22 protein-coding genes are annotated in these 14,830 nt (G+C 44.5%); 9 read left to right on the top strand and 13 right to left on the bottom strand.

Going from position 1 to position 14,830, the window contains the following annotated elements; genetic code table 11:
- Positions 1–96: 96 nt before the first annotated feature.
- Positions 97–600 carry a PTS glucose transporter subunit IIA gene (locus MHB63_17620; protein ID MEK3808342.1) on the bottom strand — a complete coding sequence of 168 codons (504 nt, stop codon included), beginning with the start codon at positions 598–600 and terminating at the stop codon, positions 97–99.
- Between the two features lie 202 nt (positions 601–802).
- On the opposite strand from MHB63_17620, the gene MHB63_17615 reads away from it, so the two are divergent.
- From MHB63_17615 to MHB63_17600, 4 genes are all read left to right on the top strand, one after another.
- Complete coding sequence (locus tag MHB63_17615; GenBank protein ID MEK3808341.1) at positions 803–1,207, top strand: Hsp20/alpha crystallin family protein; 405 nt, start codon at positions 803–805, stop codon at positions 1,205–1,207.
- A gap of 61 nt (positions 1,208–1,268) precedes the next feature.
- On the top strand, positions 1,269–1,424 hold the full coding sequence (locus MHB63_17610) for a hypothetical protein (GenBank protein ID MEK3808340.1): 156 nt from the start codon (positions 1,269–1,271) through the stop codon (positions 1,422–1,424).
- A complete protein-coding gene (locus tag MHB63_17605; protein ID MEK3808339.1) occupies positions 1,424–1,675 on the top strand; it encodes a sporulation protein in 252 nt (83 codons plus the stop codon). The genes MHB63_17610 and MHB63_17605 overlap by 1 nt, the downstream gene beginning before the upstream one ends.
- Positions 1,675–1,809, top strand: a complete 135-nt coding sequence (locus tag MHB63_17600) for a hypothetical protein (protein ID MEK3808338.1) — start codon at positions 1,675–1,677, stop codon at positions 1,807–1,809. Before MHB63_17605 ends, MHB63_17600 begins: the two co-directional genes overlap by 1 nt.
- Before the next feature lie 23 nt (positions 1,810–1,832).
- Here MHB63_17600 and MHB63_17595 read toward each other — a convergent pair whose 3' ends face one another.
- A complete protein-coding gene (locus MHB63_17595; GenBank protein MEK3808337.1) occupies positions 1,833–2,135 on the bottom strand; it encodes a phage holin family protein in 303 nt (100 codons plus the stop codon).
- Between the two features lie 34 nt (positions 2,136–2,169).
- The gene (locus tag MHB63_17590; GenBank protein ID MEK3808336.1) at positions 2,170–2,619 is read right to left on the bottom strand and encodes a YppG family protein; all 450 of its coding nucleotides are present in this window, start codon (positions 2,617–2,619) and stop codon (positions 2,170–2,172) included.
- Positions 2,620–2,791: 172 nt separating this feature from the next.
- Here MHB63_17590 and yppF point away from each other — a divergent pair, with 172 nt between their 5' ends.
- The gene (yppF, locus tag MHB63_17585; protein ID MEK3808335.1) at positions 2,792–2,971 is read left to right on the top strand and encodes a YppF family protein; all 180 of its coding nucleotides are present in this window, start codon (positions 2,792–2,794) and stop codon (positions 2,969–2,971) included.
- 112 nt (positions 2,972–3,083) lie between these two features.
- A complete protein-coding gene (locus MHB63_17580) occupies positions 3,084–3,260 on the top strand; it encodes a hypothetical protein (GenBank protein MEK3808334.1) in 177 nt (58 codons plus the stop codon).
- A 115-nt stretch (positions 3,261–3,375) separates the two neighbouring features.
- Here MHB63_17580 and MHB63_17575 read toward each other — a convergent pair whose 3' ends face one another.
- Positions 3,376–3,747 carry a DUF1798 family protein gene (locus MHB63_17575; protein MEK3808333.1) on the bottom strand — a complete coding sequence of 124 codons (372 nt, stop codon included), beginning with the start codon at positions 3,745–3,747 and terminating at the stop codon, positions 3,376–3,378.
- Between the two features lie 58 nt (positions 3,748–3,805).
- Complete coding sequence (locus tag MHB63_17570; GenBank protein MEK3808332.1) at positions 3,806–4,054, bottom strand: hypothetical protein; 249 nt, start codon at positions 4,052–4,054, stop codon at positions 3,806–3,808.
- Between the two features lie 193 nt (positions 4,055–4,247).
- Between MHB63_17570 and MHB63_17565 the strand changes: the two genes are divergently transcribed.
- A complete protein-coding gene (locus tag MHB63_17565) occupies positions 4,248–4,352 on the top strand; it encodes a spore protein (protein ID MEK3808331.1) in 105 nt (34 codons plus the stop codon).
- A 443-nt stretch (positions 4,353–4,795) separates the two neighbouring features.
- Here the strand turns inward: MHB63_17565 and MHB63_17560 are convergent, their stop codons facing one another.
- A complete protein-coding gene (locus MHB63_17560) occupies positions 4,796–5,767 on the bottom strand; it encodes a DUF2515 domain-containing protein (GenBank protein ID MEK3808330.1) in 972 nt (323 codons plus the stop codon).
- 146 nt (positions 5,768–5,913) lie between these two features.
- On the opposite strand from MHB63_17560, the gene recU reads away from it, so the two are divergent.
- Positions 5,914–6,507 carry a Holliday junction resolvase RecU gene (gene recU / locus MHB63_17555; protein MEK3808329.1) on the top strand — a complete coding sequence of 198 codons (594 nt, stop codon included), beginning with the start codon at positions 5,914–5,916 and terminating at the stop codon, positions 6,505–6,507.
- Positions 6,508–6,551: 44 nt separating this feature from the next.
- Positions 6,552–9,230, top strand: a complete 2,679-nt coding sequence (locus MHB63_17550; protein MEK3808328.1) for a PBP1A family penicillin-binding protein — start codon at positions 6,552–6,554, stop codon at positions 9,228–9,230.
- A gap of 75 nt (positions 9,231–9,305) precedes the next feature.
- On the opposite strand, the gene MHB63_17545 is transcribed toward MHB63_17550, so the two are convergent.
- The 7 genes from MHB63_17545 to MHB63_17515 form a co-directional block, all read right to left on the bottom strand.
- Positions 9,306–9,839 carry a YpoC family protein gene (locus tag MHB63_17545; GenBank protein MEK3808327.1) on the bottom strand — a complete coding sequence of 178 codons (534 nt, stop codon included), beginning with the start codon at positions 9,837–9,839 and terminating at the stop codon, positions 9,306–9,308.
- A complete protein-coding gene (nth, locus tag MHB63_17540) occupies positions 9,832–10,494 on the bottom strand; it encodes an endonuclease III (GenBank protein MEK3808326.1) in 663 nt (220 codons plus the stop codon). The genes MHB63_17545 and nth overlap by 8 nt, the downstream gene beginning before the upstream one ends.
- Before the next feature lie 22 nt (positions 10,495–10,516).
- Positions 10,517–11,221 carry a DnaD domain-containing protein gene (locus MHB63_17535; protein MEK3808325.1) on the bottom strand — a complete coding sequence of 235 codons (705 nt, stop codon included), beginning with the start codon at positions 11,219–11,221 and terminating at the stop codon, positions 10,517–10,519.
- A gap of 179 nt (positions 11,222–11,400) precedes the next feature.
- On the bottom strand, positions 11,401–12,693 hold the full coding sequence (gene asnS / locus MHB63_17530) for an asparagine--tRNA ligase (GenBank protein MEK3808324.1): 1,293 nt from the start codon (positions 12,691–12,693) through the stop codon (positions 11,401–11,403).
- Between the two features lie 113 nt (positions 12,694–12,806).
- Positions 12,807–13,994: a pyridoxal phosphate-dependent aminotransferase gene (locus tag MHB63_17525; protein MEK3808323.1), complete on the bottom strand. Its 1,188-nt coding sequence runs from the start codon at positions 13,992–13,994 to the stop codon at positions 12,807–12,809.
- A 14-nt stretch (positions 13,995–14,008) separates the two neighbouring features.
- Positions 14,009–14,500, bottom strand: a complete 492-nt coding sequence (locus MHB63_17520; protein MEK3808322.1) for a DUF5590 domain-containing protein — start codon at positions 14,498–14,500, stop codon at positions 14,009–14,011.
- A 12-nt stretch (positions 14,501–14,512) separates the two neighbouring features.
- On the bottom strand, positions 14,513–14,683 hold the full coding sequence (locus MHB63_17515) for a YpmA family protein (GenBank protein ID MEK3808321.1): 171 nt from the start codon (positions 14,681–14,683) through the stop codon (positions 14,513–14,515).
- Positions 14,684–14,830: the final 147 nt, after the last annotated feature.

Below are 14,830 nucleotides of genomic sequence, written 5' to 3'. Positions count from 1 at the left end.
ACCTCTTTCTCCATTTTAACAGAATAGATGTTCGATTTTAAGTAAAACAGACGACAACATAAAAAAAGCAGGCTCAATGCCTGCTTTGTTCAGTACTTATTTAACCTTAATATCAAATACTTTATCTTTCCCGCGGTTCACCTGACCTGCAGGCGCTTTCTGGACGCTTTCTACAATATCGCCATTTGTGATGATGATTGGAGTGATCGTGCTTGCTGCTTTTTCTTTGATCAGATCAAGATCAAACGAAATCAGTTTATCACCCGGCTTGACGCTGTCTCCTTCTTTGACAAACGCTTCAAAACCTTCTCCGTTCATCGCCACTGTTTCAAGGCCGATGTGAAGAAGAATTTCCATTCCCGTCTGGCTTCTGATGCCAATCGCATGTTTTGTGTGGAAGAGCTGAATGATCTCTCCCTCAACAGGTGACACCAGGATGCCTTCTGAAGGTTCGATCGCCATTCCGTCGCCCATCATTTTCTGGGAGAAAACAGGATCCGGAACTTCTTCCAATTGCAAAAGCTTTCCTGTTAATGGTGCATATACCGTTTCTTCTGTCTGTTTTTCCGTTTTTTTACTGCCGAATAGTTTTTTAAGCATGGCTATTGCTCCTTTTCTGCATTGAATTCTACTTTAGAAATACCCCTGTCTCCCTGAAATTAAACGCTTCTCACTTCACCCGTCCCTTTATAATTATCATCATTTAACCATAAAACGCCTGAATCAAGCAACCAATTTACAGCGCCATGCATATTTTAGCCTAAAAGCAGTCACTATCCTCATTCAAAAGGAGACACGGCAGATGAGTGAAAAAAAGCACAACCCATTATATGAACTTGCGGAGCAGTTCTTCGGAGACAGTTCATTCAAACAGAACGTACTGGAGTTTGAGAAAGTATTTCAGGAGCAGATAAATACGGCTTATATGAAAATATCTTCATGGGAAGAGGATAACCGCTATTTTGTAAAAGCCGAGCTTCCCGGCATGAAAAAAGAGCAGATCACAATTGAATTTCATGACCTGTGCCTGACCCTGACCGTCAGCCACAAGGAAGAATTAAATCTCAGTCATATAAATGGATCTGCTTATTCGCAGACGAGGAAACAAGTGACAAAAACCATTCTATTGCCTAAGGCGCCGACGATGGATGAAGTGGATGCCTCTTTTCATAACGGATGCCTGCTCATATCCTTTCCGCTCAGCTGACCAGATTTTAACACCATAAAATCCCCCCTGCTTATGAAAACTACTAACAGGAGGTGCTTTTATGAAGCAACATGAAAAAAGAATCAGCGCAGAGCCATCCGGGTCTCCGATGCTTGTCATAAAAACAAATCTGGATGAAGGTGCTGCCGCGGAAAATCCATACGCTTACGGCAGTGATCCAAGAAAAGTGAAAGAATTCTTTGAGGATCCGTCCTGATGGAACAGTCACTGTCTTATTTAAGAGAGGCCCTTTCCAATTATCTGGAGGAGCATGAAATAAGCAGGCATATTTATTTCAAGCTCTCCAGGGAATCATTTACTGACGAAAAGCAATTCATCAGAATGCTTTCTGAAAAAGAGCAGATGTTCTTAAATAAAATGCTCCCGTATGAAATAAAGCATGCGATGGGTGAGCAGGACTATGTCAGGATGAATCAGCTGAATGACGTTTATGAGGAACTGCTGTAATGAGAAAAGATACCGGACTTCAATCATTCAGCACTACGAATGCAGAGGAAGTTAAAAAACTTAATGCCGCTTCAGGCTTGTCCTATTCTGAAGTTAAAAAGAGGCTGGCAGAAAGACTAAATGAAAAGAAGTGAACAGCAGGCAAAGACGCATAAGGTTATGCGTCTTTGTTTTCGCCGTCCCCATTTCGTTCGAGAACAGATTGTTTATACGCCTGATGAGTGGTGATGGCCGCTCCTGCCGCGATAAATCCGTTGGCAATGCTGCTGACTGAAAAACCCAGTGTGAAAATACTTGCGATAATGCCAGCTCCGAGCAGGATCCAAACAATCATCCAGTCCTGCACATTAGGAGTTCGTTTTAAAGCATACCCTAAAATCATGAGGGCCGGAACGACAATCACGAGCTGGGGATGAACATTAATCTGATCAAACAGACCTGAGAGCGCTGCAGTAACCATGCTTATCCACCTCGTTTATCAGCTTTCATGCAGCCTAAACTTTAAACATTGATGTGACCCCTTTTACAAGAGAACTCATCTGATTAACAGCTCCCATCATCTGCCCTGCCGTATCCATTACTTTGTTGAAATCCATCTGTCCATCCGGCTTTTTAAACTGGGACATCACTGTAGAAATGCCTCCCTGCTGATTTTTAGCAGCAGGTACCGGTTTTGGGTATGGATTTGCATACATTGCCTGCGGCATCATGTTCTGCTGGGGCTGCTGCATCATAAACCCCTGTGTCTGATAGCCGTATGACGGCATCTGGGACTGCTGATAGAAGGCTTGATTTTGCTGCACTTGCTGATAGGTATGCTGACTTTGAGGCAAATATGCAGGATTTTCATATGGTGTATAGCCCTCATATGGATAGTAATAGCTGATTCTCTCTTCTTTTTTTCTTCTGCGGTTTTTAAACGAACTCATTTCTTGAGAATACATAACAGAACTCCTTTCAGCATAATGGGCTATTTCATACATATGCAGAAGAAAAGGCTGCTGTGCGTGTCTAAAAGAAATTGTCAACTCTTGTCGGAAGTTTAAATTATTTGAAAAATCGAGATAAAAATTTCCCGTGATACCATTAAGGCAAGGGAATGGGAGGAGATACACGATGAATCTGCAGAGCATACAATCCGCTTTTTTAGAAACAAAGAAGTATGAACCGACCAGCATCAGCGAATTAATGAATTTTATCAAAACGCTTTATATCAAGGGTGAGATGACCATCAGCGAATACAGGACTGCTGTCATGTACCTTGAAGCGTCAGAATTAGAAAAGATAAGCAATTGATGATTGGGAGGGGACACCCTCTCTTTTTATTGTGTTATTTTCCATACATAGCAGCACCCCACCTGAAACATATTAAGAAGGATTCACCATTTCGATTATGGAGGTCATTATGATGGGAAGAGGCAATCATTTCAACCATAAGAAAAAAGGACAGGATTTAACACTGTCTAAAAAAGGACAGCCTGCCGCTGCAAAACATTCAAAAGATGTTGAATATGCAATTGAACCTGTCGCAAGCGAAGGAGACCGCGCTGTAACGTTTCAGGAAGCGCGTGAAATAGACGAATAAACGTCATTAAGGGTGTCCGGAATATTCCGGACACCCTTTTCACCCGAGAAAAATTCTGCCATGATCCTGTCTGTGTATCTGCAGCCTGAGGTCTTAAGGCAAAATAAAAAGCCCCTCATTGTAAGGAGCTGTGTGCCTCCAGGCGGTCCATAACAGATTCAATTGTATAGTCAATGGACTGTTTCATGTTCTTAAATCGGATGGCTTTGGAATCTTTGTAAAACGACTGAAGCACAAGCTGCTCAAAATTTTCTTCAGCTGAATCAATTTGAGCCGGAAACAAATATTTTGGTTTTGCTTCATCTCTCCATGCAAGCACGTCTCTTTTCCACTCGCTCATTACTTTCATCGCATCCTCAAAAGCAGGCTTTACTTCGTGAAAAAAATCAACGTCCTCTTTCTTTTTACTGTCATTCTCAAAACGGCGGACACATTCGTCCGTTATATATAGAAGCTTTTCGGAATTTTCAAGAATTTTCGTTTTCATGCTGTAACCCCTCTCTGGGGTATCTTACCAGACATAAGCATGAAAAGCCAGATTCCTGCTAATAACTGAGCCGGTAGCTTGGTTTTACCCGGGATGTGGGATCTTCCCTGCTTTCTTCTCCATTTGCCTGCAAAACCGTTTCTTCCGTCTTCACTGAAATGCTCTTTATGCTGCGCTGAAGATCTTCTTCGCTCTGCAAAATGGTTTCCGATACTCTCTTTTGTATGGCAAGTTCTAATTTCGTCATCTCTTCATCGAGTTCCATTAAAAGTCTTTCCACAACCATTTTCGGCACGAGGTGTTCCATCCTAACTCCTCCTTTCAATCTACTCGTATTATTCGCGGGCCAAAACGCTCCTCCCTTCATGGATGACAAAACTAGTTCACTTTCGGCAAAGAAAGAAGAAATGATTGGATATTACTGTTTTTTCGACATCTCCCCGCGACAAGCTGCATGAAATCGATTCCCATGCAAACACTACACTCAGGAGGTGTCTAACATGGCAAAAGAAAACAAAAAGAACACACAAAAAGAGCAGCAGCAAGCCCCGTCAAAAAATGACCTCGACAAAAAGCTGGGTGGGCCAAACAGGCCTTCGACGTAAATCGAAAAGCGGAATCGCCTTGCTCAGCTCCGAAGGACAGAAAAGGATCCGACGGAAAAAGCCGGGTTTGCTTTTTGCGGCGGAGCCGTTCTGTCCGAGGAGTTAGGCGATGGAGCTAGACAATGCGAAATGCGGAGCCGACTGTTCAGGCCTGACAGGCAGATAAGAAATCACCGGAAAAGTCCGGGTTTGACTTTTCCGGTGATTTTGTTCTGAGGGAAGGACTAGGAGGCGAAGCTGGACAATTCGAAAAGCGGAATCGCCTTGCTCAGCTCCGAAGGACAGAAAAGGATGCGACGGAAAAAGCCGGGTTTGCTTTTTACGGCGGAGCTGTTCTGGCCGAGGAGTTAGGCGATGGAGCTAGACAATGCGAAAAGCGGAGCCGACTGTTCGGTCCTGCAAAATGTATGAAATCAAAAATCCCCTTTGCATAGGGGATTTTTTTATGTCTTCTTTCTCTTCGCCTTTACATACTCATTAGCCAGGGCCAGAGCGTGCAGCTGATTCTCCTTTTTTACAAGCCAGTCTGTCAGATCGATCGTTTGAGGCTCCGGTATCGGTCTGTACCACCTGGCAAGCTGCTGGCCATGAAACCATTTTCGTTTCTTTTCGTCTAATTGATGGGAAACGAAAGGAAAGGCCGTTCTTAAATACGGGGTCATCCGCTGCCTGCTCATCGGCTCATAATCTGCTCTTGAGCCGGTATGGATTGTCCTTGCTGCGAAAGTCAAAAACTCACCGTAATAATCAGGATGAAAAAGAAGCCATGCAAGGGAACGTCCGAGCCGGATTCTGCTTTTCAGCTTTCTGAAATCATGTACGGAGAATCCGTAAAGTCTGCCGCCCTCTCCGGGAAAAATGACCGTGCTGAAGTGAAACAGATCCTGAAAAAGAAAAAACGGTGTTCCGAATACTTTTCGTTTAAAGACAGGTCCCTCTATAACGGGTTTCTGGATAAGATGCTGTTCATTTATGATGAGAGAAGTGAGCAGCCGCTCCCTGTCCCCTCTTTCCCAAAACAAGTTCCATTCTTTTTTCATAAAGGCAGAAACATAAAACGCATCAAGAAGGTGGAACAGGGGTTTCCCTGCTGTTTTTGACCATTCATAAATCATCAGCTGCGGATACGCATCCGAAAAAATCAGCCAGTTGGCATCCTCATAGGTCAGAAAGAGGGCTTTCCTTGTTTTCTCGTCCAATAATTTTTGAAACCAAACGCCCTTCAAATCCGTCATACAGTAGCCTGCATTCCGAGAGACCATGCTTGCAAGAAAGGACCATCTGATTTCGGGGTGACGGAGAAAAAAGTCCTGATAGCTTTGTGTGCGCGAAATGTTGTCGTAATTTTTTTTGCGCACCGTATTCTTTATAAGTGCTATAATATTCTTTTCATCTATATGGCTGCCGCCTGTCATCAGCATTCGCCTCCCTGTTTTAAGCTTGCCCAGGGAATCCGGAACTACGCGCGGCGGCTGTTAACAAAATCGAAACTTTTTCACCATGTCTTTTTTCATTTTTTTGATATGATAGGTAGTAGTTTTACCTGAGGAGGGAAGAAATGATTTTTCGTTATCCTAACGGAAAAACGTACAATCCTGGTGCTGTTCCGGCTAAAAAGCGTGAGGCTAAGGAATCCTACAGTAATAGAGGGATGACTCTTGAAGAGGATTTGAATGAAACCAATCAGTTCTATCTAAACAGAGCGATTGCCGTCATTCATAAAAAGCCGACTCCTGTGCAGATTGTAAATGTTGATTTTCCGAAAAGGAGCGCAGCGGTTATCCGTGAGGCCTATTTTAAACAATCCTCTACGACAGACTATAACGGGGTCTATAAAGGAAAGTACATTGATTTTGAAGCGAAGGAAACGCAGAGCGATACGTCTTTTCCGCTGAAGAATTTCCATGAGCATCAGATCCGCCATATGAAAATGGTCATTGACCATGGAGGCATTTCGTTTGTGATTCTGTCTGCCTTCGGAAGTGTGTACTTGATGGAAGCAGCCGTTCTATTTGCCTTTTGGGAAAGAAGAGAAAACGGAGGCAGAAAGTCCATCTCAAAAAAAGAAATTGAAGCATCGTCCCACTTGATACCGCTTGGCTATCAGCCCAGAATTGATTATATTAAAGTATTAGAAAAGCTTTATTTCCATTAATTCGCCGCAGCGCGGATCTTGTAATGAAAGGTTGGAAAAACGCAATGTCAGATCAATATAAAAGCCGCGAGGAGCGCCGCAGGGCCCTTGCGCAAACAAGTAAAACAAGCAAAAGCAATTCGAAAAAACCGAACAAACCCGGCGGCGGGTCCTTATGGAAACGCATCCTGTTTATCCTGATATCGATCGGACTGATCGGCATGATTGCAGGCGGCGTAACGTTTGCGGTTATCGCAGCGGGAGCCCCGAAGCTTGATGAGAAGAAACTGAAGGATTCCTACTCATCCACCATTTACGATAAAGAAGGCAATGAAATTACGGAAGTAGGCGCTCAAAAGCGAACCTATATTTCCTACAATGACATTCCTAAAGTACTTGAAGAAGCTGTTCTTGCAACGGAGGATGCCCGCTTTTATGAACACAGCGGCGTAGATGTGATCCGCCTTGGCGGTGCAGTCGTGGCCAACGTTACACAGGGATTCGGTTCCCAGGGCGGAAGCACGATCACCCAGCAGGTTATTAAAAACTCTTTCTTCACTCATGAAAAAACGATTACCCGCAAGGTTCAGGAGCTATGGCTTGCTTTTCAGCTTGAGCAAAAGTACTCAAAGCATGAAATTCTTGAGATGTATTTAAATAAAATTTACTATCATCCTCAATATTACGGAGTCGGGAAAGCCGCTGAAGGCTTTTACGGCAAAGAACTGAAAGACCTTGAGCTACACGAGGCAGCCATGCTTGCCGGGATCCCTCAGAGCCCGACAAACTTTGACCCGAGAAAAAATCCCGAGTCAGCTGAAAAAAGACGAAACATCGTCCTGAATATGATGGTGAAACAAGGCTTTATTACAGAGCAGGAAGCAGAAGAAGCGAAAAAAGTTCCTGTTCAGTCTACCGTTGTTCCTGAAAAAGAAAAATCAAATCCATACAGTGCGTATGTCGAGCAGGTCATTGAAGAAGTGAAAGAGAAAACGGATATCGATGTAAGCTCGGCAGGTGCGAAAATCTATACGACAATTGATACAGATGCACAAAAATACGTAGAAGATCTTCTTAATGGAAATGATGTCGGCTTCCCTGATGACAACTTCCAGGCAGGCATCACGCTCATTGATACAGAGTCCGGCGAAATCCGCGCAATCGGCGGCGGACGCAACCAGAATGTCGGAGACTTCAACTACGCAATTGATACGAGAAGACAGCCGGGTTCGACTATTAAACCTGTCCTGGATTACGGTCCGGCCATTGAATATCTGAAGTGGTCCACATATGAACAAATTAAGGATGAACCATATACCTATTCAAACGGCGTCAAAATCAATAACTTTGACCGCAGCTACAAAGGACAGATGTCCATCCGCGACGCCCTGGCACAATCGCGTAACATCCCTGCTCTGAAAGCTATGCAGGAAGTCGGAATTGACAAAGCCCGTGACTTTGCCGCAGGACTTGGCATTCCGCTTGAAGAAGAAATCCCGGAAGCATACTCTATTGGAGGATTTGACACGGGAGTATCCCCTCTTCATATGGCCGGAGCATTTGCAGCGTTCGGCAATAACGGCATTTACACAGAGCCTCATGCCGTAACAAAAGTTGTCTTAAGCGACGGAACAGAATTTGATCTTTCTCCTGAAGCTGAAGCTGCAATGAGTGATTACACCGCTTATATGACAACAAGCATGATGATTTCTGTTGTTGAAGAAGGAACAGGTACAGCAGCAAGAGTTCCCGGCGTTACAGTTGCAGGAAAAACAGGAACGACAAACTTCTCTGAAGAGGATAAAGAAAGATACAACGTTCCATCCGGCGGTGCGAAAGACAGCTGGTTTGTCGGCTACACTCCAGAATACGCTGCTGCAGTATGGACCGGTTATTCAAAAAATGATGAAAAAATGCATCTGAATAAAACGGATCAGCAAATTGCGAAGAAACTTTTTAAAGAAGTGATCTCAGAAGTATCAAGCGGAAACGGCAAAGATTTCAAAAAACCGAACTCAGTTGTTAAAGTTACAGTTGAAAACGGCTCTAACCCGCCGAAGCTTGCAAGTGACTATACTCCTGACAGCAGGAAAATCAGTGAATACTTTGTAAAAGGCACAGAGCCGACAAAGGTTTCCGAGCAGTATAAGCGTCTTGCTAAACCATCAGGATTTAAAGTGGAATATGATCAGACAGCCAATCAGATTGTGCTGAGCTGGGATTACAAAGAGGATCTGAAAGACTCTGTCACCTTTGAGATCAGCCAGTCCGTTGACGGAGGTCCTGCCCAGGTGATCAATCAGACGAAAGACACCGGCATGGCCATCCCTAACCCGGTTCCTGGATCAACGTATAAATTCCAGATTGCAGCGGTCAGCGATGACGACGGTTCTAACCGAAGCGACTCTGCCGCAGCAGCAATACAAATTCCTGAAGCAGTCATAGAGGAGCCTGCAGAACCGGAAGAGCCGGAAGAAGAGCCAGATGAAGGTGAACAGCCTCCTGAGGAAGAATTCCCTGGCGGTGAACTTCCGGGTGAAGGTGAGCCTGGTGAAGGCGAGCAGCCTCCTGGCGAAGGGGAACAGCCTCCTGGTGAAGGCGGACCTGGAGATGGTGAAACACCTCCTGGTGAAGGCGAAACACCTCAGGAGCCCGCTGAACCTCTGATCCCGCTTCCGCCTGGCAACGGGAACGGAAATGGCAATAATGGAAACAATGGAAATAATGATGATGATGATGATTGATAAGAAAAGCACAAGCGTCTGTTAAACAGTAGACCTGCACATGCAGGTCTACCTAAAACAAAAAACGCAGGAAAATCATTCCGATTTTCCTGCGTTTTTTTGTTTGTATTTTTTTAGTGTCATTATTTTTGAAAACTGCTTTTCGCACTCCTGAAAGAGCTGATCAAGCTGAACAAAAGAATGATACTGTTCTGGCCTTATAAGGATATAGTTCAGTCTTTCATGTACATTCATTGGCTGTACGTCAAAAGAATTCCAGTCTGTGTTCCTGAGATCTAAATGCCCGACCGGTTTGCCGCTGCTCCAGTAAAGACAGCAAATGAATAGGGAGACCCCGTCAATCATGTCTTTCCTTGAGGCTTTTTTCTGACTGGAACGGAAGCCGGATGCAATTGTTTCCTTAAGTGCATCCCACCTTTTCATAATGGCGGAAACCGATTGATCTGCATGCTCCCAGGGTCTCCACAGCACCTGCTCTCCTGCTTTCAGGCAGATGTCATAGTAAAAGGGATTAATGGCCAGCACATGTTCCAATTCACTATGAAAAGCTTCTTCAAAAGGACCGAACGGCTCATGGAGAAAATCCCGGGGCACACTGCCGCTATACATTTCTGACCGTCCCTTTTTTGATGCGCTTCTGCCCTTCCCTGCACATATGTAAAAGCGGACATTGTGAGCATTTTGGCGCCTGGGCCCTGCAGTGATATCTGCCGAAAAAGATCAGTCTGTGGTGGGTCAGAGACCATTCTTCCTCAGGCACTTTCCGCATCAGGGTTTTTTCAACTTCCAGAACAGAATCTTTCCACCTGCAGATCGCAAGCCTTTTGCTCACCCTTTCTACATGAGTATCAACAGCAATGGCAGGTATGCCAAAAGCTACGGAAACGACTACATTTGCCGTCTTCCTCCCTACACCGGGAAGCTTGGTCAGTTCATCGCGGTCTTCAGGAACTTTTCCGCCATACTCATTGATAAGCAGCGTGCACAACTTTTGAATGTTTTTAGCTTTATTTCTGTAAAGTCCGATGGACCGGATGTCATTTTGGAGTTCTTCAATGGGAACTGCAAGATAATCTTCCGGTGTCTTATATTTTTCAAACAGGCTCTTCGTCACTTTGTTTACAAGGACATCTGTACACTGGGCAGAAAGAGCAACTGCTATGACAAGCTCAAATGGATTGCTGTGATTTAATTCGCAGTGGGCGTCCGGAAACATGTCTCCGATCGTATCCAGTGCTTCTCTGATTTGTTTCTTGTTCAGCATAACATCACCTGTTCATTTTCATTTAACTTTCCAGCCAGTTGTAAAAAGGCACTTTCCGTTTGTACTCTTCTTCAGACTCCGGCTGTTTTTGCGGCTGCACTTGATGCTGCCTGAACCGTTTCCCGTAGCTTCTTGCCTGTTCAATCGTTCTGATGCCGTTCTTTTTCCATTCAAAAAGAATCCTGTCAATGTATCTGAAGTTCAGTTTGCCCGAAATCACCGCTTCTTTAAGGGCTGCTTTAATAATAACGGGATCATGATAATCCTGATCCATCCAAATAGACAGCGTTTCGACTTCAAATGGAGACAGGGGCCTTCCAAATTCACGTTCAAATACAGGATACAGGTTTATATTTTCCTGTTCCTGCTTTTCCTCAGATTGAACCTCCTCTTTTTTCAGCAAATCATCATACAATTTGCCCCAAAGCGGTTTTAGGGAATAACGTTCATATTTTATGGAAGCCTGCTCATATTCTTCAATATCAATAAACCCTCTCTGCAGCAGACTTCTTAAAAGAGACGTGCAGGCAGATGTCTGGATGGTCATGGAATTTGATAATTCGTCCGGTGTAGGAAACTGATTTCCGTTTTGAAGATGCAGATTTACCTGCAGAAGCAAAACCAGCTCCTCTTCTTTGAGGCCTAACCGGAAGTAATTGGATATAAGCGCTGAAGGCACAGTCAAATAGCCCTGTTCCTGCATGGCTGTAAATTGTTCTTTATTCATCACGGGTCACCTCACCTCACTTAGTATAACACGGCCGGTCTGTAAAACGGCGATGGTCTTTTAAACCAATTTCCAGACAGGACCGGAAGGAAAGAGCAGCTGCAAAGCGCCGGATTCAATACTGGCAGGAAAACAAAACATGAGCCTCTATAGAGACTCATGTTCGCCCGTTTTGCTGATTAAGGGTAAAGTCTGTTTAACAGACGAGGGAACGGAATGGTTTCACGTACATGCTCAACGCCGCTGATCCATGCTACTGTTCGCTCAAGCCCAAGCCCGAAGCCTGAATGCGGCACTGATCCGAATTCACGGAGCTGCAGGTACCACTGATACGCTTCTGGTGAAAGATCATGTTCTTCAATACGCTGTTTCAGCAGCTCATGATCATGAATACGCTGTGATCCTCCGATGATTTCACCGTATCCTTCAGGTGCAATCAGGTCTGCACAAAGGACAACGTCGTCGCGGTCCGGAGCAGGCTGCATGTAGAACGGTTTAATGCCTGTCGGGTAATGTGTAATAAATACCGGCTTATCAAAGCTTTCAGCAATGGCAGTCTCATGCGGCGCGCCGAAATCATCACCCCACTTGATATCGTCAAAGCCTTTTTCGTTCAGGAATTTGATCGCATCATCGTATGAAATGCGCGGGAACGGTGCTTTAATTTGCTGAAGCTTTTCAGTATCGCGCCCAAGAACCGTCAGTTCAAGACTGCAGTTTTCAAGGACACTCTGAACAACGTATGACACGTAGTTTTCCTGAACCACAAGGTTGTCTTCAAAATCATAGAATGCCATCTCAGGCTCAATCATCCAGAATTCAATCAGGTGGCGTCTTGTTTTTGATTTTTCTGCACGGAATGTCGGGCCGAAAGAGAACACTTTTCCAAGAGCCATTGCAGCTGCTTCCATATACAGCTGGCCGCTTTGTGAAAGGTAGGCATCTTCATCAAAGTATTTTGTTGCAAACAGCTCTGATGTACCCTCGGGCGCGCTTCCTGTAAGGATTGGAGGATCTACTTTTGTAAATCCTTCTTTGTTGAAAAATTCATAAGTTGCACGGATAATTTCGTTTCTGATTTTCATCACAGCATGCTGGCGTTTTGATCTCAGCCATAAATGACGGTGGTCCATCAGGAACTCAGTGCCGTGTTCTTTAGGTGTGATCGGATAATTAACAGATTCATGAATGACTTCAATGCCTGTTACCCCAAGCTCATAACCGAACGGTGAGCGCTCGTCCACCCGCACAACTCCGGTTACAAAGATAGATGATTCCTGTGTAATTGATTTGGCTGTCTGGAACACAGCCTCGTCCACTTCTGCCTTTACGACAACGCCCTGAATGAAACCAGTTCCGTCACGCAGCTGCAGAAAAGCGATTTTGCCGCTAGAACGCTTATTGGCGATCCATGCGCCGATTGTTACTTCTTTATCTACAAATTTGCTTACTTCTTTAATCGTTGTTTTCACGTTATGTCCCTCCAAAAAAACCGCAGATCAAAATATATGTACATGCTTCCTATTATACCTTATGGCATCTCCAAACAAAAGAGCGGACCGTCAATTGACGGCCCATCTGCCCATTAGTTTGAACTGTTTTCTTTTACAAACCGTTCGATTCTCTCAAGTGCCGCTTCAATGATGTCAAGAGACGTCGCATAAGAAAGTCTCACATTTTCCGGAGATCCGAAACCTGACCCTGGAACAATGGCAACTTTTTCTTTTTCAAGCAACGCTTCTACAAATTCATCCACTGATGCAAAGCCTGTCATTTCAGCTGCCTGCCTTGCATTCGGGAATAAATAGAAAGCACCTTGAGGCTTCAGGCATGAAATACCCGGGATGGCAACGAGTTTATCATAGATAATGTTAAGCCTCTCTTCAAACGCCTTCCGCATTTCCTCAACAGGCTCCTGTGATCCCGCGTATGCAGCAATCGAGGCATATTGAGCAATGGAAGTCGGGTTAGAAGTGCTGTGGCTCGCAAGATTCGTCATCGCTTTGATGATCTGTTCATTGCCTGCTGCATACCCGATTCTCCATCCTGTCATCGAATGCGATTTGGAAACACCGTTGATGATGATTGTCTGATTTTTCAGCTCTTCTGACAATTCAGCGATGGAAACATGCTTATGAGTTCCATAAATGAGTTTTTCATAAATCTCATCGGAAACAATCAGAACATCATGCTCCAGGCAAATTTGTCCAATCGCTTCCAGTTCTTCCTTCGTATAGAGCATCCCCGTCGGATTGCTCGGAGAGTTAATGATGACAGCTTTTGTCTTCTCGGTAATCGCTTCTCTCAGCTGTTCAGGAGTTAATTTAAATTGGTTCTCTTCAGATGCCTCTACATAAACCGGCACTCCGTCGGCAAGTTTAACCTGCTCAGGGTAGCTGACCCAGTATGGTGCAGGGATGATGACTTCATCACCTTCATTTAAAAGAACCTGAAACAGGGTGTACAGAGCATGCTTTGCGCCGCTGCACACAATCACTTCTCCCGGTTTATAGGCAATTCCCTGGTCACGTTCAAACTTGCTGATGATTTCTTTTTTCAGCTCGGCCAGGCCGCCTGCAGGTGTATACTTTGTCTGGCCGGCATTCATTGCGTTTACGGCAGCGTCCATTATGTGCTGCGGCGTATTAAAATCAGGCTCGCCTGCACCGAGGCCAATCACGTCATGTCCTGCAGCTTTAAGTTCTTTTGCTTTTGCAGTAATGGCCAAAGTGGTTGATGGTGTTAATGCAGATACTCTGTCAGCTAGTTTCATGACTAATAGTCCCCCTATTTCCTGATGGCAATATGCTTTCTGATTTCTCCGTCTGTAAATTGCACAAGATCATATGTATACCTGTTCTGATCATCAATATACTTTACTTCCCAGACAGGAACGTTTCGCTCCATGCCAAGCTGCACGCTAATCAGCTTTTGCGGATTTTGTTCCGATCTGACAGCTTCAAGTGCTTCCTTTTCTGAAATGCCGTCTGACACAAGCTTCAGTACAGGCTTTTTCTTTTTGTCTGAAGGAACAAATACATAAACGGGCTTTCCGCTCTCATCAGATCCTGTAATGACGATGTATTGTTCCAGGCCGTTAAAAGTTTCAGCACTCTCTGCCTTTTTCAGCTCCGTTTCTTGTTCGGCTCTCTGAATGGCTTCTGCATGGCCATCCTTCTTCTGAGCCATAGCCGTGTTGTAGACATTCATAAAAACAGCCGCGGCAATAAGCAGCAGAATTCCTGCAGAAATGGATGCAATCGCTATTTTTCTCCCCATTGTTTCAAATCCTTACGTTCTGTATATCGTGAAAACAGCTTTATTTTTGTCTTCCTGATCAAGAGCGAGCCCAAACATCAGATTTTCTCTTTTCAGCGTCCGGTTCAGCCCGTCGACAATTTTATAGAGATCATCCGAATGCTCCACGGTTACAGTAGACAGAATTTCAATCTTGCTTTCCATGGTCTATACCTCCAGTGCAAAAACAAAAATTGTAACTTATATCACAGCCGCAAACGGCCACAATAAAAGTACAGACAACGACATGTTGTTTTATGTACCCATTATAACAGCATCATGATCATTTAGTGAAAATAAATTTTCTCCTAC

This window comes from Bacillus sp. FSL H8-0547 (assembly GCA_038002745.1).
Taxonomy (GTDB): Bacteria; Bacillota; Bacilli; order Bacillales; family Bacillaceae; genus Bacillus_P.
This window is presented reverse-complemented; position numbering and strand designations above follow the sequence as displayed.